Annotated in this window: 23 protein-coding genes and 1 riboswitch; of the genes, 13 read left to right on the forward strand and 10 right to left on the reverse strand. The window is 65.2% G+C overall.

Translation table 11 applies throughout. From position 1 onward, the window contains the following. Nucleotides 1-169 precede the first annotated feature (169 nt). Together ACK4FK_RS05815 and ACK4FK_RS05820 are read left to right on the forward strand one after the other, a co-directional pair. The gene (locus tag ACK4FK_RS05815; protein WP_409742414.1) at nt 170-1,117 is read left to right on the forward strand and encodes a hypothetical protein; all 948 of its coding nucleotides are present in this window, start codon (nt 170-172) and stop codon (nt 1,115-1,117) included. Between the two features lies 1 nt (nt 1,118). Then, the gene (locus ACK4FK_RS05820; protein ID WP_409742416.1) at nt 1,119-2,027 is read left to right on the forward strand and encodes an RNA polymerase sigma-70 factor; all 909 of its coding nucleotides are present in this window, start codon (nt 1,119-1,121) and stop codon (nt 2,025-2,027) included. A 7-nt stretch (nt 2,028-2,034) separates the two neighbouring features. Here the strand turns inward: ACK4FK_RS05820 and ACK4FK_RS05825 are convergent, their stop codons facing one another. From ACK4FK_RS05825 to ACK4FK_RS05835, 3 genes are all read right to left on the reverse strand, one after another. Continuing rightward, a complete protein-coding gene (locus ACK4FK_RS05825) occupies nt 2,035-2,259 on the reverse strand; it encodes a hypothetical protein (protein ID WP_409742419.1) in 225 nt (74 codons plus the stop codon). Between the two features lie 172 nt (nt 2,260-2,431). After that, nucleotides 2,432-3,652, reverse strand: a complete 1,221-nt coding sequence (locus ACK4FK_RS05830; RefSeq protein WP_409742422.1) for an argininosuccinate synthase — start codon at nt 3,650-3,652, stop codon at nt 2,432-2,434. Nucleotides 3,653-3,774: 122 nt separating this feature from the next. Further along, on the reverse strand, nt 3,775-4,035 hold the full coding sequence (locus ACK4FK_RS05835; protein ID WP_409742425.1) for a DUF1674 domain-containing protein: 261 nt from the start codon (nt 4,033-4,035) through the stop codon (nt 3,775-3,777). A 91-nt stretch (nt 4,036-4,126) separates the two neighbouring features. Here ACK4FK_RS05835 and htpX point away from each other — a divergent pair, with 91 nt between their 5' ends. Further along, the gene (htpX, locus tag ACK4FK_RS05840) at nt 4,127-5,065 is read left to right on the forward strand and encodes a zinc metalloprotease HtpX (protein ID WP_409742427.1); all 939 of its coding nucleotides are present in this window, start codon (nt 4,127-4,129) and stop codon (nt 5,063-5,065) included. Nucleotides 5,066-5,078: 13 nt separating this feature from the next. On the opposite strand, the gene ACK4FK_RS05845 is transcribed toward htpX, so the two are convergent. From ACK4FK_RS05845 to ACK4FK_RS05860, 4 genes are all read right to left on the reverse strand, one after another. Continuing rightward, complete coding sequence (locus tag ACK4FK_RS05845; RefSeq protein WP_409742430.1) at nt 5,079-5,492, reverse strand: VOC family protein; 414 nt, start codon at nt 5,490-5,492, stop codon at nt 5,079-5,081. 78 nt (nt 5,493-5,570) lie between these two features. Then, nucleotides 5,571-6,449, reverse strand: coding sequence for a helix-turn-helix domain-containing protein (locus ACK4FK_RS05850; RefSeq protein WP_409742433.1), 879 nt, complete (start codon nt 6,447-6,449; stop codon nt 5,571-5,573). 128 nt (nt 6,450-6,577) lie between these two features. After that, on the reverse strand, nt 6,578-7,552 hold the full coding sequence (locus ACK4FK_RS05855; RefSeq protein ID WP_409742436.1) for a DUF1775 domain-containing protein: 975 nt from the start codon (nt 7,550-7,552) through the stop codon (nt 6,578-6,580). Nucleotides 7,553-7,601: 49 nt separating this feature from the next. After that, a complete protein-coding gene (locus ACK4FK_RS05860; protein WP_409742438.1) occupies nt 7,602-8,042 on the reverse strand; it encodes a DUF2946 family protein in 441 nt (146 codons plus the stop codon). 55 nt (nt 8,043-8,097) lie between these two features. Then, nucleotides 8,098-8,314: riboswitch (cobalamin riboswitch) on the forward strand. A gap of 59 nt (nt 8,315-8,373) precedes the next feature. Between ACK4FK_RS05860 and ACK4FK_RS05865 the strand changes: the two genes are divergently transcribed. The 5 genes from ACK4FK_RS05865 (at nt 8,374) to ACK4FK_RS05885 (ending at nt 12,709) form a co-directional block, all read left to right on the forward strand. Beyond that, nucleotides 8,374-8,982: a HupE/UreJ family protein gene (locus ACK4FK_RS05865; RefSeq protein WP_409742441.1), complete on the forward strand. Its 609-nt coding sequence runs from the start codon at nt 8,374-8,376 to the stop codon at nt 8,980-8,982. 327 nt (nt 8,983-9,309) lie between these two features. Then, nucleotides 9,310-10,668 carry a transcription termination factor Rho gene (gene rho / locus ACK4FK_RS05870; RefSeq protein WP_409742443.1) on the forward strand — a complete coding sequence of 453 codons (1,359 nt, stop codon included), beginning with the start codon at nt 9,310-9,312 and terminating at the stop codon, nt 10,666-10,668. A 141-nt stretch (nt 10,669-10,809) separates the two neighbouring features. After that, entirely contained in the window at nt 10,810-11,364 is a 555-nt protein-coding gene (gene sodC, locus ACK4FK_RS05875) for a superoxide dismutase [Cu-Zn] SodC (RefSeq protein ID WP_409742446.1), read from the forward strand. 34 nt (nt 11,365-11,398) lie between these two features. After that, on the forward strand, nt 11,399-12,250 hold the full coding sequence (locus tag ACK4FK_RS05880) for an AraC family transcriptional regulator (protein WP_409742449.1): 852 nt from the start codon (nt 11,399-11,401) through the stop codon (nt 12,248-12,250). Nucleotides 12,251-12,283: 33 nt separating this feature from the next. Beyond that, nucleotides 12,284-12,709, forward strand: a complete 426-nt coding sequence (locus ACK4FK_RS05885) for a DUF2000 family protein (protein WP_409742452.1) — start codon at nt 12,284-12,286, stop codon at nt 12,707-12,709. A 14-nt stretch (nt 12,710-12,723) separates the two neighbouring features. On the opposite strand, the gene ACK4FK_RS05890 is transcribed toward ACK4FK_RS05885, so the two are convergent. After that, nucleotides 12,724-13,197 (reverse strand): PAS domain-containing protein, encoded by a 474-nt coding sequence (locus ACK4FK_RS05890; RefSeq protein ID WP_409742455.1) that lies wholly within the window; start codon nt 13,195-13,197, stop codon nt 12,724-12,726. Between the two features lie 641 nt (nt 13,198-13,838). Here ACK4FK_RS05890 and ACK4FK_RS05895 point away from each other — a divergent pair. The 5 genes from ACK4FK_RS05895 to ACK4FK_RS05915 are packed head-to-tail and all read left to right on the forward strand — an operon-like array spanning nt 13,839 to nt 16,872. Further along, complete coding sequence (locus ACK4FK_RS05895) at nt 13,839-14,066, forward strand: hypothetical protein (RefSeq protein ID WP_409742458.1); 228 nt, start codon at nt 13,839-13,841, stop codon at nt 14,064-14,066. A gap of 3 nt (nt 14,067-14,069) precedes the next feature. Then, nucleotides 14,070-14,351, forward strand: a complete 282-nt coding sequence (locus ACK4FK_RS05900; RefSeq protein WP_409742461.1) for a hypothetical protein — start codon at nt 14,070-14,072, stop codon at nt 14,349-14,351. Between the two features lie 13 nt (nt 14,352-14,364). Next, a complete protein-coding gene (locus ACK4FK_RS05905) occupies nt 14,365-15,420 on the forward strand; it encodes a methionine ABC transporter ATP-binding protein (protein WP_409742464.1) in 1,056 nt (351 codons plus the stop codon). Further along, nucleotides 15,389-16,042, forward strand: coding sequence for a methionine ABC transporter permease (locus ACK4FK_RS05910; RefSeq protein WP_409742466.1), 654 nt, complete (start codon nt 15,389-15,391; stop codon nt 16,040-16,042). The genes ACK4FK_RS05905 and ACK4FK_RS05910 overlap by 32 nt, the downstream gene beginning before the upstream one ends. 41 nt (nt 16,043-16,083) lie before the next feature. Then, nucleotides 16,084-16,872: a MetQ/NlpA family ABC transporter substrate-binding protein gene (locus ACK4FK_RS05915; protein ID WP_409742469.1), complete on the forward strand. Its 789-nt coding sequence runs from the start codon at nt 16,084-16,086 to the stop codon at nt 16,870-16,872. 71 nt (nt 16,873-16,943) lie between these two features. Here ACK4FK_RS05915 and ACK4FK_RS05920 read toward each other — a convergent pair whose 3' ends face one another. Further along, nucleotides 16,944-17,684 (reverse strand): HugZ family protein, encoded by a 741-nt coding sequence (locus ACK4FK_RS05920; RefSeq protein WP_409742472.1) that lies wholly within the window; start codon nt 17,682-17,684, stop codon nt 16,944-16,946. Then, entirely contained in the window at nt 17,684-17,992 is a 309-nt protein-coding gene (locus ACK4FK_RS05925) for a P-II family nitrogen regulator (protein WP_409742475.1), read from the reverse strand. Before ACK4FK_RS05925 ends, ACK4FK_RS05920 begins: the two co-directional genes overlap by 1 nt. Nucleotides 17,993-17,995: the final 3 nt, after the last annotated feature.

Consider the following 17,995-nt stretch of genomic DNA (forward strand, 5'->3'; position numbering starts at 1 on the left):
GACCGAGACTTTATCTCTGCCTGACAGGGCCTGACGGCCGAACCGCCGGTAGGCATAATAATGATAATTATTTGCTATTACAGGGTTTCGCCTGCCGCCAACCTATCCTGTCACAACACGGCAGGCTCGGCCGTCTGGGAGTGCATCCACGCAAAAAGGCGCTCTCCCCATGACAGACACACCCTCCCCGAATGCGACTCTCGGCCCGATCTGGCGCGGCCTAACCGCCCTGCTGGCTGCCGGACTCGTGCTGAACGGCCTGTTCATGCTGGTCGGACCCGGCGGCTGGTATGCCGCCGTGCCGGGGGTGAGCAGCACCGGGCCGCTAAACGATCATTTTGTGCGCGATATCGGTGCGGCTTTTTTCGCCACCGGTCTGGGCGCCGCCTGGGCGGCCTGGCGGACCCAGCGCGGCGGCCTGCTGCCGGCGGCGGTGTTCCTTGGCCTGCATGCCGCGATCCATCTTGTCGAGACGCTGGTTGTCGGGCATGCCCATGGCTCCGCGCTGGCCATTGAACTGCTGGGTATTCATCTGCCGGCCGTACTGGCGATCGCGCTGGTTCTGCCGCCACCCTCGACGGCACTGCTGATCAAGCTGGCTCCGGAGGCGCTGATCGGGCAGCGCATCGCGGCGGCTGAGCGTCATCTCGGCGTACCGCTGGATTACATGCGCGAGATCGGCCGCGCGGCACCGGCCCTGCTGGCTAAATTTGGCGTGATCTCCGGCCTGGGCCGGCAGGATGTGACGGCGCCGGCCGAAGCATTGCATTTCGCGTCGCTGGGTGCCGTGCAGGTCGACGATTGCGGCGAATGCGTGCAGATCCATGTCAACCTAGCACTGAAAGACGGCATACCGCCGGCGCATCTGCAGGCCGCGCTCGACAACCGCCTCGCCGACCTGCCGCCGCTCGCGGCGCTGGCTTTGCGCTTCGGCCGGGCCGCCGCCGAGAACGATCCGGCGCTGGAGACCCTGGCCGAGCAGTTGCAGCGTCATCTCGGCCGCCGCGCGATGTTCGACCTTGCCATCGCGCTGGGACTGGCGCGGTTTTATCCTGTCTTGAAGCGGGCACTGGGCTATGCCAAGAGTTGCAGCCTGATCCGACTGAAGGTGGCCTGACATGCCGACCGCGCCGGCGACCGATGCCAAGACCGCGACCTTCGAGCAACATCGGCGCCGGCTGTTCGGCCTCGCCTACCGCATGCTGGCCAGCGTGGGCGACGCCGAAGATGCCGTGCAGGATACTTTCCTGCGCTGGCATCGCAGCGACGCGGATGCGATCCAGAATCCGGAAGCCTGGCTGGTCACGGCCTGCACGCGGCTATGCATCGACCGCCTGCGTGCCGCCAAGCTGGAACGCGCGCAATATCCCGGCGTCTGGCTGCCAGAACCGTTGGTGGAACTGGAAGTCAGCCTGCCCGATCCGACGCCCGGGGCCGATGCCGCGCATGAGCAGGCCGACGATCTTTCCATGGCGATGCTGCTGGTGCTGGAACGCCTCACGCCGGCCGAACGCGCCGCCTGGCTATTGCGCGAAGCCTTTGACTACGATTACCCGCAGATCGCCGCCGCCCTGCAGAAATCGGAACCTGCCTGCCGCCAGCTGGTCAGTCGCGCGCAAAAGCACCTGAAGGACCAGCGTCCGCGTTTCGCTGCAGACTCGGCCGAGGCCAAGCGGTTGGCCGAGCGTTTCGCTGCCGCCACGCGTGCCGGCGACGCGCGGATGTTCGCCGGCCTGCTGGCCGAGGATGCGATGATCTGGTCGGATGGCGGCGGCAAGGCGGCGGCGGCGCTGAACGTGATCCATGGCGCCGAGAAGGTGGTGCGCTTCTTCGTCGGCGTGCGCCGCAAGCAGCCCAACACGCTGCGCGGCATGGCGGTACGCATCAACGGCCAGCCGGGCTGGCTGCTGTTCGATGGCGACAAGCCCTATCTGGCGATGGCGGTGGATATTGTCGACGGCGCGGTGCGCAACGTGTTCATCATTCGCAATCCCGACAAGCTGGCCCGCCTGCCGGCCGCGGCGTGATACGTCGTCAGGCCTCCAGGTCGACGCGGCGGCCCGTGCGGCTGCCGAGGCGAGCCAGCGTATCGCGCAGGATGGCGGCAAAGGACCGCCGCCTCGGCCCTTTTTGGCGGCGCTGCGGACCCTCCAGCCGTTCCAGAGCACGCTGCCACAGCCGCTCTTCCATATAGCGTTCGGTGGCACGCGGAATGCTGCGATAGGCGCTGATGGCCTGGATGCGCGTGGTCGTCGGCATGGCGGTCTCCGGTCTTCTACAGGGACGCCCAAGGCTAGCCGTGCAGACGGCTCCCGAGTTGCGACCAGATCGGGGCAACGTGTGACAAAAATAGGTCGGGGCAATAAAAAAGGCGGGCTTTCCAGCCCGCCTTTTTGCGAAAATCCGCCGGAACTGCTGTTCAGCCTTTCCGTCAGCCCTTCTGCCGGTTGAGCAGGCGCAGGCGCAGGGCATTCAGCTTGATGAAGCCCTGGGCGTCCTTCTGGTCGTAGACCGAGTCGGCCTCGAAGGTGACGTGGCTGAGGGAGTAGAGCGACTTGGGCGACTTGCGGCCGACCACGTTGACCGAACCCTTGTAGAGCTTCAGCCGCACGGTGCCTTCCACATTCTCCTGGCTCTTGTCGATCAGCGCCTGCAGCATCTCGCGCTCGGGCGAGAACCAGAAGCCGTTATAGATCAGCTCGGCATAGCGCGGCATGATCTCGTCCTTCAGGTGCGCCGCGCCGCGGTCCAGCGTGGCTTGCTCGATGCCGCGATGGGCCATGTGCAGGATGGTGCCGCCCGGGGTTTCGTAGATGCCACGGCTCTTCATGCCGACGAAGCGGTTCTCCAGCAGATCCAGCCGACCTATGCCGTGCTTGCCGCCCAGTTCATTCAGTTTGGTCAGCAAAGCGGCCGGCGACAGGGCCTGGCCGTTCACGGCCACCGCATCGCCGCGCTTGAATTCGACCTCGATATATTCGGGTGTGGAAGGCGCCTTCTCGGGATCGACGGTGCGCGAATAGACGAAATCCGGGGCTTCCACCCAGGGATCTTCCAGCACTTTGCCCTCGGCCGAGATGTGCAGCAGGTTGGCATCCACCGAGAAGGGCGCCTCGCCGCGCTTGTCCTTGGCGATGGGGATCTGGTGCTTCTCGGCGAAGTCGATCAGAGCCGTGCGGGAATTCAGTTCCCATTCGCGCCAGGGCGCGATCACCTTGATATCGGGCTTCAGCGCATAATAGCCCAGCTCAAAGCGCACCTGGTCGTTGCCCTTGCCGGTGGCGCCGTGGCACACCGCGTCGGCGCCGACCTCTTTGGCGATCTCGATCTGGCGCTTGGCGATCAGCGGGCGGGCGATCGAGGTGCCGAGCAGGTACAGGCCCTCGTACATGGCATTGGCGCGGAACATCGGGAAGACGAAGTCGCGCACGAATTCCTCGCGCAGGTCCTCGATGAAGATCTGCTTCACGCCGAACATCTCGGCTTTCTTGCGCGCCGGCTCCAGTTCTTCGCCCTGGCCCAGATCGGCGGTGAAGGTCACGACCTCACAGCCATAGGTCTCCTGCAGCCATTTCAGGATCACCGAGGTGTCCAGGCCGCCGGAATAGGCCAGAACCACCTTCTTGACGCTGCCATGCTTGCTGCCGCTCATCGGGCATACTCCTCAAAAGCCGGGAAAATCGGGGCGGAGTATAGGCAGGACCGGGGGCTGCGCAAGCCGCCGGCTTCTGCCGGAATGCCCCAATTTTGGCTTAATCGGACCCTAAATCGCCTTCAGAAGTCGGAGACGATGCCCTTGCGTTCCCAGTCGCCATAGCGGGTGGGTTCCGGCCCCTGGGGGCCGTTTTCCTCGCCCGGCGCCTGGGTCAGTTTCACGGCCGGCTTCGCCGGTGCGATCGGTTTGCCGGTCTTCGGGTCGACGGGCCTGGTATCGACAGGCCCAGTATCAACAGGCCCGGCATCAATAGGGGCATCGACCGCCTTGCCGTCGGGGCTGGGATCGGGGCGTCCGCTCGGTCTGGTGTCCTGGGTCACGGCAGGTGGCATCTTGCGCAGGTGTCGACCCTGCTTACATATAGCGGTGCGGCCGGCTTGTTAAGTCGTCCGGGAAAGAGGGACCTGAACAATGAACTACATGAAGACGGCTATCCTGCTGGCGGGCCTGATGGCGCTGTTCGGCGCGGTCGGCTTCCTGATCGGTGGCGAGGCGGGCATGCTGATCGCGCTCGGGCTTGCCGCCGCCATGAACCTGTTCGCCTACTGGAACAGTGACAGGATGGTGCTCTCGATGTATGGCGCACGCGAGGTGGATGCCCGCACCGCGCCGGAATTCCACGGCCTGGTCGCCGAACTGGCCCAGCGCGCCGGCCTGCCCATGCCGCGCGTCTATGTGATCGACAACGATCAGCCCAATGCCTTCGCCACCGGCCGCAACCCGGAAAACGCCGCCGTGGCCGCAACCACCGGCCTGCTGCACAGTTTGAGCCGCGAGGAAATCGCCGGCGTGATGGCGCATGAACTGGCCCATGTTAAGAACCGCGACACCCTGATCATGACGATCACGGCCACCCTGGCCGGCGCCATCGGCATGCTGGCGAATTTCGCCATGTTCTTCGGTGGTTCGTCGGACAACCGCAACAACCCGCTCGGCATCATCGGCTCGATCGCCATCATGATCCTGGCCCCCATTGCCGCCATGCTGGTGCAGATGGCGATCAGCCGCAGCCGCGAATATGCCGCCGACCGCATGGGCGCGGAGATCGCCGGCGACCCAACCTGGCTGGCCTCGGCGCTGCAGCGCATTTCCGGGGCTGCCGAGCGCATCCCCAACGAGCAGGCCGAGCGCAGCCCCGCCACGGCGCATATGTTCATCATCAATCCGCTGCATGGCCGCGGCATGGACAACCTGTTCTCGACCCATCCGAGCACCGAGAACCGCGTTGCCGCCCTGATGCAACTGGCCGCCAGCGTGCGCGGCGGCGCTGGCTACCGCGCCGCGCCGGCCTATTCGGGCAGCAGTTCGGTGCCTCGTTCGGGCGGCAGCCGTCGCCGGCCCTGGGGTTGATCCGGCGCCTGGATCAGGCGCCGAAATCCGGCCGGTAACTGCCGAAACTCCATAAATGGCCTTCCGGGTCGCGGACCGAGAAGTCGCGCGAGCCGTAATCTGTATCGCGGATGGCCATAACCACCTCGGCGCCGGCAGCGCAAGCCCGCTCGTACAGTGTATCGATGGCGTCGGCGGCAATGTAACTGCTTTGTGTCGTCACGCCGGCCTCGCGCGGTGTGCGAAAGGCGAAAGGGCCATCGCCCTGCACGCTGCCCAGCATCACCATGCCGTTGCCGAAGCACATTTCGGCATGGGCGATGCTGCCATCGGGGTTTTTGTGGCAGGCAATGCTTCGGAAGCCGAAGGCTTTTTCCAGCCAGGCCATCGCGGCTGGCGCGTCGCGGTATTGCAGGACGGGGTAGATGCTGGGGCGGGTATCGGTCATGACGGGCTCCTGATGTTCAGATGCCGACACGCTAGCCGCCTGCCCGCCAATGCGCTTGTAAAAATGTAACCGAACCCTTCAGCCGACCGGCAGGCCGACCTGGCCCTGTAATCTTGCCGCCAGGTAATCGCCCGGCGTACAGCCGGTCAGGCGGCGGAAATCGCGGTTGAAATGCGCCTGGTCGTAATAACCGGCGGCCAATGCGACATCGGTCCATTTCGCCGGGACTGCATCTATCTGGGCCTCGTCGATCAGCTCCAGCGCATGACGGAAGCGCAGCAGGCCGGCCACAGTGCCGGGCGACAGGCCGACATGCTCGCGGAACAGCACGGCCAGATGCTTGCGGCTGCAGCCGACCTCACCGGCCAGTGCCGCAATCGACACATCGCCATGGCGCCCTGCGATCTGGCGCAGCGCCCAACCGGCATTGCGGATGCCGGCCAGGTCGACGGCCTCGCGCGACGCGACGTGCGCGGCAATGGCGGCATCCAGCCAAGCGAAGCAGGTCTCCCAGTCATTGGCCGCCTGCAGGCCTTCGATCAGGCGCAATGCTGCCGCCGGACCCAGCAGGTCGGACAGCAGGAAGACGCGGTTGGTCAGGTCCTGCATGGGCAGGCGGAAGAACCGCCGCGCGCCCTGCGGCGTGAACATCACCTGCAGGCCGCGCTGGCTGCCGCCGCTTTCCGAAATGGCATAGGCGTCGCTCAACCCGGCGGCAAATCCGCAGCCGGTGCCGACCGGGATGACGAAGCCCGCCGTGTCGACGATGGTGATCGGATCGCCCAGGTTGACGATCATAACCGCGTTCAGGCCGGGCAGTTCATGCCGGCGCGTGAAGGCCGTGTTGCGCTCGTCATAGGCGATATAGGTATCGACCAGGCCGGCCAGCCGCGGATGTGGGGGCGCGAAGGCCATTTCCCACTGGCCGCGTTCGGAGTTGTGGCGGATTACCTGCATGGCCGCAGTATTCGCCACGTCGCGGCGCGGTATCCAGTACGATTACCGCTGCAGACTGAACCGTACGGACACAGTGAAGCTGGCGCATTCGCTCCATGCGCCAGGCTCATCTGTTCGGGACCGATTCACTAGTGCTTGTGGCCGCCGTGGCCGGCATCGCCCATGCTGCCGGCCTTCATGACCGGAACCTGGATGGTGACCGTGCCGGCCTTCTCGAAGGTCAGCGTCAGCGGAAACTGCGCGCCTTCCTTCAGCGGCTGCTTCAGGCCGATCAGCATCACGTGATAGCCGCCGGGCTCCAGCGCGGTCTGGCTATTGGCCGGGACGGGGATATCCTCCACCGGCCGCATGCGCATGGCGTCGCCATCCTTCACATGGGTATGCAGCTCGACGCTTTCAGCCACCGGCGAGGTGGCCTTCACCAGCCTGTCGGCGCTGCCGCCGGTATTCTTCAGCGTCATGAACACGCCGCCGACTTTCGCCGGCGTGGCGCGGGCAAACGGTTGCTCGATGGCGATGTCGCCGGCCTTCGGCGCGGCGGGCATGGCATGGTTGTGGCCGTGTGCCTGGGCGAGAACCATGGGCTTGCCGGCATCGGCCACGCGGATCAGCGCGGCGGGGCGCGGCAGATCATGGGCTGACTGGCCGGCCGCCGGAATCTGGTCCCAACGTATTTCGCCGCTCTCGCAGGTCTGTAGCACGGGCAGCCAGAGTTGCGCGCCGGGCTGGTTTGGCAGCTTCATAACCAGACCGAATTCGTCGAACTGCTCGTTGGGCAGCTTGCCGCCGCTCCAGTTCACGGCGCTGACCAGGGTGTCGGTCTTCTGTCCATGGCCGATCTCGATCGGCTGGGCCAGCTTGCGGGTCTCGATGGTGACCTGCCAGCCGGGTTTGGCCTGGGGCCGCACGCTCACCACGCCCTCGGGAATGCCGACGCGGATGGCGGTGGTGGCGCTGCTGCCGCAGCCATGGGGCACGCGCAGGGCCGTGCGGAAATAGCTGCCCGGCTCGGCGAGTGCCGGATCGGCGCTGACATGGGCGGTGGCCGGCAGTGAAACAGCAAAGGTCAGTGCAGCAGCACTCAAAAGGAATAGACGCGACATGGGAATCCTCCCGTAAATCCTGAATAAGACGAAACGGTTTCGATCAGGATTACGAGACTGGTGGCGCGCGGGCCTGGGCCGGGAGGTAACGGGCGCTGGCTAGCGTGCTGTCCGGCGCGGAAGCGTATAGAACGGTGGTGGCAAAGCCGGGAACCGCCAATGGCAGGGCCGCGGGCAGGATGGCATGGCCGAGTTGCGCCGTGGCGAGGCAGACCGGACAGGTCTTGCTGGCTTTCAGCGGCTTTTCGGGATCGGCCTCGACCGGCAAGCCGTCTTTCAGCGCTATGGTCCGTGTACCTTGCGTCGAACAGAGCACGGTCAGTTCGATGCCGTTGGCCGTCTGCACGCGCTGGGCGGCATGCAGGGTCAGCGGCAGCAGGGCATGGAACAGCAATGCCAGCAGGGCCAAGCGCGCCACGACGACATGCGCCCGGCGGGGGCGAAGCGGGGAATGCGGCAGGGATGCGGCGGTGGCCATGGGCCTAGCCATACCCCCCGCCCGGATGTTCGGCAAGGGTGGCGGTTTGACGCAGCCCGGCCGGGCTCTTAAGCTTCGCGGCGATGGTCCGCCGGCGATTCACTCAGCCGACGGTGAAAAGGGAATGCGGTGCGGGCTTTTGACCGCCCTAGGCCGCAGCAGCCCCCGCTACGGTAGGCGGCGAGCGCGGCGCCACGATGCCACTGGCCGGGCAACCGGCTGGGAAGGCGGCGCCAAGCGATGACCCGCAAGCCCGGAGACCTGCCATCACCTGATTGGGCGGTTGTTCTGCTTCGAGGGGAAGAATGCAGGGCGGGCCGCTTTTCCGTACGGGAGGTACATCATGTTGCGTCTTACTGCCGCCGTCGCGGCCCTTCTGGTCTCGACACCGGCCCTCGCCCACCATCCGATGGGCGGCACCACGCCGTCCACCCTGATGGAGGGCCTGCTGTCGGGCTTTGGCCATCCAATCCTGGGTCTCGATCATTTCGTATTCATTATCGCGGCAGGCCTGCTGGCCGCGCCCCGCGCACGCCTGGGCCTGATTCTGCCGCTGGCCTTTGTCGTGGGCTCCTTCATCGGGTCGCTGCTGCATCTGGCCGGCGTCGATCTGCCCGGCGGTGAAATGCTGATCGCCGGTTCGGTGATCGTGATGGGCTTTCTGCTGCTCAGCCCGCGCGCCATCGGCGACGGCAGTTTCGCCGCCCTTCTGGCCCTGGCCGGCCTGCTGCACGGCCATGCGCTGGCCGAGGCGATCTTCGGCGCGGAAAACACGCCTCTGGTGGCCTACCTGGCCGGCCTGGCCGTGACGCAGTATCTGATCGCCGCCGGCGCGGCGCTGGCCTGGCGCCGGTTTGCCGGCACCGCCCTGCAGCCGCGCATTGCGCGTGCTGCGGGTTTTGGCGCCGCCGGTCTGGGCGTGCTGTTCCTGGTGCTCAACCTCGCCGGCTGACCGCGGGCTCTGATCTCCACTTTGTTACAGGGCGGGTGGCTGCAAACGTGGCCGCCCGCCCTTGACTTATCCCGGGGCCGTTGTTATCTCGCTTGGGCAACCGGCCCAGCTTCTTTCGGGTCGGGGTCGCCACGGCATCCCTTCCGCATTTTCCGATCGCGTCGCTCCGGGCTTCATCGCCCTCAGGCAATGGCGGTTGGCAGCAGCGGCCAGGCTGACAACCGCACCGGCGGCTGACATTCCCCCCTTATGGCTGCTGCGTCCGTACCGGACGCTGGGCCCAAATCTCCCAAACACACCGCCCTCACGAGTCCGCGAGTCCGTCCGATGAATCTGCAGGAACTGAAAACCAAATCCCCGACCGAACTGCTGGCCTTTGCCGAAGAGCTGCAGATCGAGAACGCCTCCACCCTGCGCAAGCAGGACATGATGTTCGCGATCCTCAAGCAGTTGGCCGAGAAGGAAGTCGAGATCACCGGCGAGGGCGTGCTGGAGGTGCTGCAGGATGGCTTCGGCTTCCTGCGCTCCGCCCAGGCCAATTATCTTCCCGGTCCCGACGACATCTATGTCAGCCCGAATCAGATTCGCCGTTTCGGCCTGCGCACCGGCGATACGGTCGAAGGCACGATCCGCGCGCCCAAGGACGGCGAACGCTATTTTGCCCTGCTCAAGGTCAACACGATCAATTACGAAGACCCCGAACAGGCGCGCCACAAGGTGCATTTCGACAACCTGACTCCGCTCTACCCGACCGAGCGCCTGCGCATGGAAATGCCGGATGCCGCGGAGGAGCCGGCGGCTGCCGCACCGGCCGCTGCCGCCAAGACGCCGACCATCAAGAGCCGCGGCGGCGAAGGCAAGCGCGAGAAGCTGGTTTCGGCTGCGCCGAAGAAAGATGTATCGGCCCGCGTGATCGACCTGATCTCGCCGCAGGGCAAGGGCCAGCGTTCGCTGATCGTGGCGCCGCCGCGTACCGGCAAGACGATGCTGCTGCAGAATATCGCGCATGCCATCAGCCACAATCACCCGGAAGTCTACCTCATCGTGCTGCTGATCGACGAGCGCCCGGAAGAGGTGACGGACATGCAGCGTACGGTGAAGGGCGAGGTGATTTCCTCCACCTTCGACGAGCCGGCCAGCCGCCATGTTCAGGTCACCGAAATGGTGCTGGAAAAGGCCAAGCGTCTGGTCGAGCATAAGCGCGATGTGGTGATCCTGCTCGACTCGATTACCCGCCTGGCCCGCGCCTACAACACCGTGGTGCCGTCCTCGGGCAAGGTGCTGACCGGCGGCGTGGACGCCAACGCGCTGCAGCGGCCGAAGCGCTTCTTCGGCGCCGCGCGCAATATCGAGGAGGGCGGTTCGCTCACCATCATCGCCACCGCGCTGATCGATACCGGCTCGCGCATGGACGAAGTGATCTTCGAAGAGTTCAAGGGCACCGGCAATTCGGAAATCATCCTCGACCGCAAGCTCTCCGACAAGCGCACCTTCCCGGCCATCGACATCACCAAGTCTGGCACCCGCAAGGAAGAACTGCTGGTCGACAAGGGCGTGCTGGCCAAGATGTGGGTGCTGCGCCGCATCCTCATGCCGATGGGCGGCCAGGACGCGATGGAATTCCTGCTCGACAAGATCAAGCACAGCCGCACCAACGCCGATTTCTTCGATTCGATGAACACCTGATATCCGGCCTGATCCGGGCATCCAGGCGGGCGGGGGCAACCCCGCCCGTTTTTTGTTGCGCCTCTGGCATCAGGTCCGCTTGCCGGACGTTCCCTTCCGCATATCTGTTGCAAAGGGCACCCCGCCCGAGGAGGAAACGACATGCAGCGCGTTCTGATCCTTACCCTGATGCTCACCGGAACCCTTGCTGGAGCCGCCGCCGTGTCGGCCGGCCAGGCTCTGGCTGCCGAAAAGAGCATCGACATCCATGCCATCACCGCCAGCGGCGTGGGCTCCAAGATCGGCACCATCACGGCAAAGGATACCCGTCAGGGCCTGATGCTTTCGCCGGCCCTAGCCAACCTGCAGCCGCCAGGGCCACACGGCTTCCACCTTCATGAAAAGCCCGATTGCGGCCCTGGCCCCGGCGCCAACGGCCAGCCGGCTGCGGGGATGGCTGCGGGCGGTCATTACGATCCGCACAAGACCGGACAGCATCATGGGCCGCATAACAACATGGGGCATCTGGGCGACCTGCCGCCGCTGGTGGTGAATGGCGATGGCACTGCCACGCTGCCGGTCATCGCGCCGCGGCTGAAGGTGAAGGATCTGGCCGGCCATGCCCTGATGATCCATGCCGGCGGCGACAATTACAGCGACCAGCCCGCGCCCCTGGGCGGCGGCGGCGGCCGCATCGCCTGCGGCGTGATCAAGTAGCCGGGCGTGATTGCGGCGGCTAGACTGCCGCCGCATGACCGGTGCAGATCCTAGGGACTGGTTCCGCTTCGCCCGCGACCGCGTCAGCGGCACCGAAGCCGTGCGCGCCGCCTTCCACAGCCATGCCTATGACCCACATTTTCACGATCAGGTGCTGGTGGGCGTGACGGAGCGGGGGCTGCAGCAATTCCGCTGCCGCCGCCAACTGGTCCGCAGCACACCCGGCCGCGTCATCCTGATGGAGCCGGGCGAGACCCATGATGGTGAAGCGGGTGCCAGCAGCGGCTTCGTCTATGCGATGCTGTATTTCGATCCTGTCTGGCTGCGCGATGCGGCGGCGCAGCATGCAGGCGTTTCCGATGGCGCATCCGCCTTCGGCTTTCCCGCCACCCTGGTCGACGATCCGGGCCTGGCCCGTGCCATCCTCGCCGCCTGGCGTCAGGTCGCCGCGCCCGGCAGCCGCATGGCCCGCGAGGCGGCGCTGGATCGCGTGGTTGCCCTGCTGTGGCGGCGACGCGGCGAGAATCGCATTGCCTCGATACATGCACCCCGGCTGGCGCGGCAGGCGCGGGCCATGATGGACGACGCCTTTGGCACCGATCTTGGCCTGCAGATGATGGCTGACCAACTGGGGACGGATCGTTTTCATCTGACGCGCAGCTTCAAGGCCGCTTATGGCCTGGCACCGCATGCCTATCTGGTGCAGCGGCGATTGAGCCACGCACGCCGGATGCTGGCTGGCGGCGCCATGCCGGCGGCGGTGGCTGCTGCTGCCGGCTTTGCCGACCAGAGCCATCTGGGCCGCTGGTTCCGCCGGGCCTATGGCATGACGCCGGCTGCCTATCGCCGTCTTTGCACAAATCTTCCAGACAGCGCCCCGGCCTGACGGCATCTTCGCTCCGAGACAAGGGAGGAAGGCGTGTCGGAGACAAAGGTGGCGTTCGAGACCAAGATCGTGATCGCGGTGCGCGAGGATCTGGCCACATGGCAGAAGCTGAACGTGACGGCTTTCCTGGCCAGCGGGCTTGCCGCCGCCATCCCCGATTGTATCGGCCAGGCATACACGGATGCGGCCGGCCGCCGCTACACTGCATTATGCGGCCAGCCGATCCTGGTTTTCGCCGGCACGCTGGATGACCTGCGCAGGACGCATGATCGTGCAGTGGCCCAGGGCCTGACTGTCGCGCCCTATGTCACGGCGATGTTCGCCACCGGACACGATGCCGCCAACCGTGCCGTTTTCGCTGAAGGCGATGCGATGGCCCAGCACTGGGCGGGGCTGGGGTTGCATGGCGGCCGCAAGGTGGTGGACAAGGCCGTGAAGGGCCTGAAACTGCATCCCTGACCCGATGTTGCGGCTCACACATTGGGGTCGAAGAACTCCGCCGCGATCATCAGCATGTCGACCTGCCCGCCGTCTTTGCTGAGCGGGAGGCGCAGCACCAGATAATCATGCATGCGGTCGTCGATCAGCATGTGCAGTTTTTCGGTCATTGGCCGGCGCTGGCGCACCACATCGTCGAATGTGGCCTGCACGCGGATGCGATAGTCGCGTTCCGGCAATTCGTCGAGCCATTTGCCGGTCGGATCGTAGCCGAAGCGCTCGACCACGCGCGTGCCCACCAGACGCATGTGATAGCGGTATCCGCCGCCGCCATCAGGCACTACATCGGCCAGAGAGACATTGCCCAGCAGCCAGGGAAAATCCATCGGATCGATATCGGCGCGGCCGGGCATCGCGCGACCGCGGCATTGCGTTTGCCAGTATTCCAGCAGGCGGCGCAGGCGCGGCAGTGCCACGGTGTCTGGAGTGGCGGGGGTCTGATGACTCACGGGCTCCCTTTCGTCCCGGCTCTTCGGGCGCGGGTTCCGCATATTCTAGCCGCTTCCGCTCGTCTTCTGGCCGCCAGAAAAAAATCTGCCAACGGACGAGATTTCTATTGTAATTGAAAATCATTCGCATATACTCAGACCCATCGCGCCACTGCTTCCCTGCAGCCGGGGCGGTTTCTTAGGTCGGTCCCGACACTCTGCTGGTCGTGTCGGGATTCGTGGTCGGTCCGGCAGAATGGGGCATTGCCGGGCCGACCCCGACCGAATTCTCCCGAAAATTTATAATTATCAATGGCTTCAGACGGAGCTATGAATTTTTTGCGCCTGAGGCATGTTTTATTTGCGTAACTGTATGTGAATTTATGTTGACCTGTATCTTCGACTGTGGAATATAGGGGCGTCGGTTTCGGCCGTACCGCGGGATTTGAGGGGCAGCTTGCACCGCGACACCAATGCTAAAGCGCCACGGCGGAAGTCGTGGGCCCGAATGAAAAGTCCGGAGTGACCCATGATCCGCACCTGCATCCGCAAAACCCGTCTCTGTTGTTGTCGCTGACCACGCGCCGATCCACCCGCGTTTCTTAAGTCCAGCGATGAACGGCCGCGCCCCTCAAGCAGGGCCGGCCAACGGAGATATTCCCATGAGTGAAGCCTATCTGATCGAGGCGGCCGGCGAGGCCGCCGGTGTGGTGATCCGCGAACGCGGCGGTTTCCGCTTCTTCGCATCCGGGCCGCAATTCGCCGCCCTGGAGCAGCAGCTCTTCCGCCGCAGCGCCGATGCCGAACGCGCCGCCCGCGCCCTGCTGGCCGCCAACGACAACGCGGTGCGCCGCCGCGGGTTTCCCCACCCGTCTCAGTCCTGGAGGTAAGCCATGACCGAGTTCCTGCTTCTAGCACCTGCCAACGAGGTGCCCACCCATATCACCCGGCATGAGCGTAGCCGGCGCCGGCCCGGCTTCGCCCATCGCCTGCAGGCCGCCTTCGGTGCCTTCCTCGCGCCCGAGCGGTTACGGCCCGCCGCCAATGACAATCCGGGCGACGCCGCGCCAGTGTCGCTGGCCGATCCGCTGGCCCTGCCACCGGAATGGCATGGGCATGAATGGGGCCAGGGCGGCGACCTGATCGGGCTGAGTTTCCTGCCCTTCGACCGCTGAGGGATCGCTGTCCATGATCGAATTGCGTCATATCACCAAGCGCTTTGCCGGCGCGAGCGGCAGCGTCGAGGCCCTGCGCGATGTCAGCCTCGGGATCGCGGCGGGAGAAATCTTCGGCGTGATCGGCCGCAGCGGCGCCGGCAAATCCACGCTGATCCGCTGCATCAACCTGCTGGAACGTCCCACGGAAGGCAGCGTGATCGTCGCCGGCCGCGACCTCACCCAACTGAAATCATCCGAGCTGCGCGCCGCGCGGCGCGACATCGGCATGATCTTCCAGCATTTCAACCTGCTGTCGGCGCGCAGCGTGTTCGACAACGTGGCCCTGCCGCTGGAACTGCGCGGCGAAAGCCGTGCGGTGATCCGCGCCAAGGTCGAGCCCTTGCTGGAACTGGTCGGCCTGGCGGACAAGGCCGATCGTTATCCGGCGCAGTTGTCCGGCGGCCAGAAACAGCGCGTCGGCATCGCCCGTGCGCTGGCCACTGATCCGAAGGTACTGCTCTGCGACGAGGCCACCTCGGCGCTCGATCCCGAAACCACCGAGCAGATCCTGGCGCTGATCAAGGATATCCGCGACCGGCTGAAGCTGACCGTGGTGCTGATCACCCACGAGATGGCGGTGGTGAAGGAAATCGCCGATCGCGTCGCCGTGATGGAACAGGGCCGCGTGATCGAGCAGGGCGCCACCTTCGATGTCTTCACCCGGCCGCAGCATGCCACCACGCGCAGCTTTGTGGCCGATCTAATCGGCTTCGCCTTGCCGCCGGCACTGGAAAGGCGCATCGCCGCCGATCCGGATCATGCCGGCGCCGGCCTGTGGCGCATCCTGTTCACCGGCCCGCATGCCGACGAGCCGGTGATCGCCGCGCTCAGCCGCAACCTGAATATAGACCTCAATATCCTGCATGGCCGGATCGACGAGATCCAGGGTCGCCCCTTCGGCGTCATGGTCGTGCAGGCCCGCGGCAGCGAGGCCCAGCTTGCCGCCGCCCGCAAGTTCCTGCTCTCCCGCCAGCTTCATGTCGAGGACCTGAATCATGTCGTCCGCCCTGATCGAATTGCTGTTTGACGGCCTGCTCGAGACGCTGGTGATGGTCGGCGTCTCGGGCGGCATCGGCGCCGCCTTCGGCATCCCGCTCGGCGTGGTGCTGATCCTCACCGACCGCGGCGGCATCCTGCAGAACCTGCCGCTCAACCGCGTGCTGGGCCTGCTGATCAACGCCACGCGCTCGACCCCCTTCATCATCCTGATGGTGGCGATCATTCCCTTCACGCGCCTTGTGGCGGGCACATCGATCGGCACGCTGGCCGCCATCGTGCCGCTCACCATCGCCGCCATCCCCTTCATCGCCCGCCTGGTGGAAACCGCCCTGCGCGAGGTGCCGGCCGGTCTGATCGAAGCGGCCGAGGCCATGGGCGCGACGCCGTTGCAGATCGTCACCAAGGTGCTGCTGCCCGAGGCCCTGCCGGGCATCGTCGCCGGCCTCACCATCACGCTGGTCAGCCTGATCGGCTATTCCGCCATGGCGGGTGCAGTGGGCGGTGGCGGCTTAGGGGATATCGGCATCCGCTACGGCTATCAACGGTTCCTGCCCGAGGTGATGCTGGCCGTCGTGCTGGTGCTGATTGTCTTCGTGCAGGCCGTGCAGTCAGCCGGCGACCGCCTGGTGCGCCGCCTCAGCCATCGTTGAGTTTTTTGTTCAGTCTCCCCACACAGAAAAGGAAAAACACCATGTTGAACCGTCGCAGTTTCGCCGCCCTTGCCGTCGCGGCTCTCGTCTCGCTCCCCGCTGTCGCCCAGGACAAGCCGATCAAGGTCGGCGTTACCGCCGGCCCGCATGCGGAGATTTTTGAGGTGGTGAAGAAGGTGGCCGAAAAGGACGGCCTGAAAATCCAGATCGTGGAATTCAGCGATTACGTGCAGCCCAATGCCGCGCTCAATGCCGGCGACCTGGATGTGAATTCCTACCAGCATCTCCCGTATCTGGAGGCGCAGATCAAGGATCGCGGCTACAAGATCAGCAATATCGGCTACACAGTGAATTTCCCGATGGGCGCCTATTCCAAGAAGGTGAAGGCCATCGGCGACCTGGCCAATGGCGCGCGCATCGGCATTCCCAACGATCCCACCAATGGCGGCCGCGCCCTGCTGGTGCTGGAATCGGCCGGTCTGATCAAGCTTAAAAAGGATGCTGGCCTGAAGGCGACTCCGCTGGATATCGCCGAGAATCCGAAGAAGCTGCGCATCGTGGAACTCGACGCCGCCCAGCTCCCCCGTGCGCTGGACGAGCTGGATGCCGCCGTGATCAACACCAATTACGCGATCCCCGCTGGCCTGAACCCCAAGCGCGATTCGATCGCCATCGAGACGCCGAAATCGCCCTACGTGAACATCATCGCCGTGCGCAGCCAGGACAAGGACAAGCCCGAATACGCCAAACTGGTGCAAGCCTATCGCTCGCCCGAGGTGAAAGCCTTCGTGGAAGAGAAGTTCAAGGGCGCCGTAGTGACAAGCTGGTAAGCCGTCCGCGCAAGTCCTCCCCGGACATCGGACGCAAGAGCCCGTCAGCCGCAAGGCTGGCGGGCTTTTTATTATGACGCCCGCGCCTGCTTCACCAGACGGACTAGTTCCACCCGCGCGCCTTCGGCATCGCTCACCGGTTTGGCGAAAGGCAGGCGCAGCAGCTCGCCCTCATGGCCCTCGTCGCTGCGGATCAGGTCGACGCCTTCCGGGTCCACGCCGCACATCTTCCAGCTGCCCTCCGTGCGGCCCAGCAGTTTGGTCGCATAAAGCTGCACGGCGTCAGTGTGGTCGGTGTTCATGTGCTCGATGATATCGGCTTCCGCTCCGGCCAGGGCCTGCCAGTCGCCGGAAAAAGTGTAATCGTCGAACCAGTGGATTTTCCCGAAGCCGGCCACGATATGAGCGCGCGTGATGCGCAGACGGTAGAAGGCAAAGTCCCTGAAGCCGGCATACATCTCGGCCGAGGGGTGCCGCGCGAGGAAGCGGGTTCGGTGGCGCGGCAGCTCGGTTTTTTCGGCAACGCCCAGCAGGGTGACGCGCGGGCCGGTCAGCGGTTCGGCATAACCTCCCGTGCCGTCGCAAAGCAGCGACACGCGGTTATCATTCAGGATGTTTTTCGTGTGGTCGGCCAGGGTGGAGATGAGCAGCAAGGGTGTCGCGTCGACATCGCAGGCCATCAGGACGAGCGAGGCATAGGGCTGTCCACTTCCGTCCGCCATCGCCGTGCCCAGCGTGGCCGTGCGGCAGGTCCGTGCCAGCGCGCGGCCCTGTTGAGCCGGAGACTGTGCGGCAGGGATGTCGTCGCGCATCAAAAATGACCCGGTCGTGCCACTTCCACGTCGGAAACATACACGATGGCGACGGCATTGGCGAAGCGCTGGTGAAAACCATCCAGCACCTGGCGTGCCACCGGCTCGGTGGTGACGGCCACGATCATAACGTTGTCGAAGGCGCGCGTCACGTCGTCGCCGCTGCGTTCGCCATGCTGGCCGCCGCCGATCACCCGGGGCAGCAGGCTCCAGCCTTTCACGCCCTGACTGCCGAGCCAGTCGAGAATGGATCTTTGCAGCGGCGCCTCGACGATGATCTCGATCTTCTTGCGCGGATGGCCCGGCATGGT

The sequence above is a fragment of the Ferrovibrio sp. genome, from assembly GCF_046297895.1.
Classification (GTDB): domain Bacteria; phylum Pseudomonadota; class Alphaproteobacteria; order Ferrovibrionales; family Ferrovibrionaceae; genus Ferrovibrio.

Coding starts and splice junctions, on each gene's coding strand:
- ACK4FK_RS05855 (WP_409742436.1), bottom strand. CDS start 7,552: ATGTCGCGTCTATTCCTTTTGAGTGCTGCTGCACTGACCTTTGCTGTT.
- rho (WP_409742443.1), top strand. CDS start 9,310: ATGAATCTGCAGGAACTGAAAACCAAATCCCCGACCGAACTGCTGGCC.
- ACK4FK_RS05850 (WP_409742433.1), bottom strand. CDS start 6,449: ATGCAGGTAATCCGCCACAACTCCGAACGCGGCCAGTGGGAAATGGCC.
- ACK4FK_RS05880 (WP_409742449.1), top strand. CDS start 11,399: ATGACCGGTGCAGATCCTAGGGACTGGTTCCGCTTCGCCCGCGACCGC.
- ACK4FK_RS05825 (WP_409742419.1), bottom strand. CDS start 2,259: ATGCCGACGACCACGCGCATCCAGGCCATCAGCGCCTATCGCAGCATT.
- ACK4FK_RS05815 (WP_409742414.1), top strand. CDS start 170: ATGACAGACACACCCTCCCCGAATGCGACTCTCGGCCCGATCTGGCGC.
- ACK4FK_RS05895 (WP_409742458.1), top strand. CDS start 13,839: ATGAGTGAAGCCTATCTGATCGAGGCGGCCGGCGAGGCCGCCGGTGTG.
- ACK4FK_RS05925 (WP_409742475.1), bottom strand. CDS start 17,992: ATGCCGGGCCATCCGCGCAAGAAGATCGAGATCATCGTCGAGGCGCCG.
- ACK4FK_RS05910 (WP_409742466.1), top strand. CDS start 15,389: ATGTCGTCCGCCCTGATCGAATTGCTGTTTGACGGCCTGCTCGAGACG.
- ACK4FK_RS05845 (WP_409742430.1), bottom strand. CDS start 5,492: ATGACCGATACCCGCCCCAGCATCTACCCCGTCCTGCAATACCGCGAC.
- ACK4FK_RS05905 (WP_409742464.1), top strand. CDS start 14,365: ATGATCGAATTGCGTCATATCACCAAGCGCTTTGCCGGCGCGAGCGGC.
- ACK4FK_RS05915 (WP_409742469.1), top strand. CDS start 16,084: ATGTTGAACCGTCGCAGTTTCGCCGCCCTTGCCGTCGCGGCTCTCGTC.
- sodC (WP_409742446.1), top strand. CDS start 10,810: ATGCAGCGCGTTCTGATCCTTACCCTGATGCTCACCGGAACCCTTGCT.
- ACK4FK_RS05865 (WP_409742441.1), top strand. CDS start 8,374: ATGTTGCGTCTTACTGCCGCCGTCGCGGCCCTTCTGGTCTCGACACCG.
- htpX (WP_409742427.1), top strand. CDS start 4,127: ATGAACTACATGAAGACGGCTATCCTGCTGGCGGGCCTGATGGCGCTG.
- ACK4FK_RS05860 (WP_409742438.1), bottom strand. CDS start 8,042: ATGGCTAGGCCCATGGCCACCGCCGCATCCCTGCCGCATTCCCCGCTT.
- ACK4FK_RS05830 (WP_409742422.1), bottom strand. CDS start 3,652: ATGAGCGGCAGCAAGCATGGCAGCGTCAAGAAGGTGGTTCTGGCCTAT.
- ACK4FK_RS05920 (WP_409742472.1), bottom strand. CDS start 17,684: ATGCGCGACGACATCCCTGCCGCACAGTCTCCGGCTCAACAGGGCCGC.
- ACK4FK_RS05820 (WP_409742416.1), top strand. CDS start 1,119: ATGCCGACCGCGCCGGCGACCGATGCCAAGACCGCGACCTTCGAGCAA.
- ACK4FK_RS05900 (WP_409742461.1), top strand. CDS start 14,070: ATGACCGAGTTCCTGCTTCTAGCACCTGCCAACGAGGTGCCCACCCAT.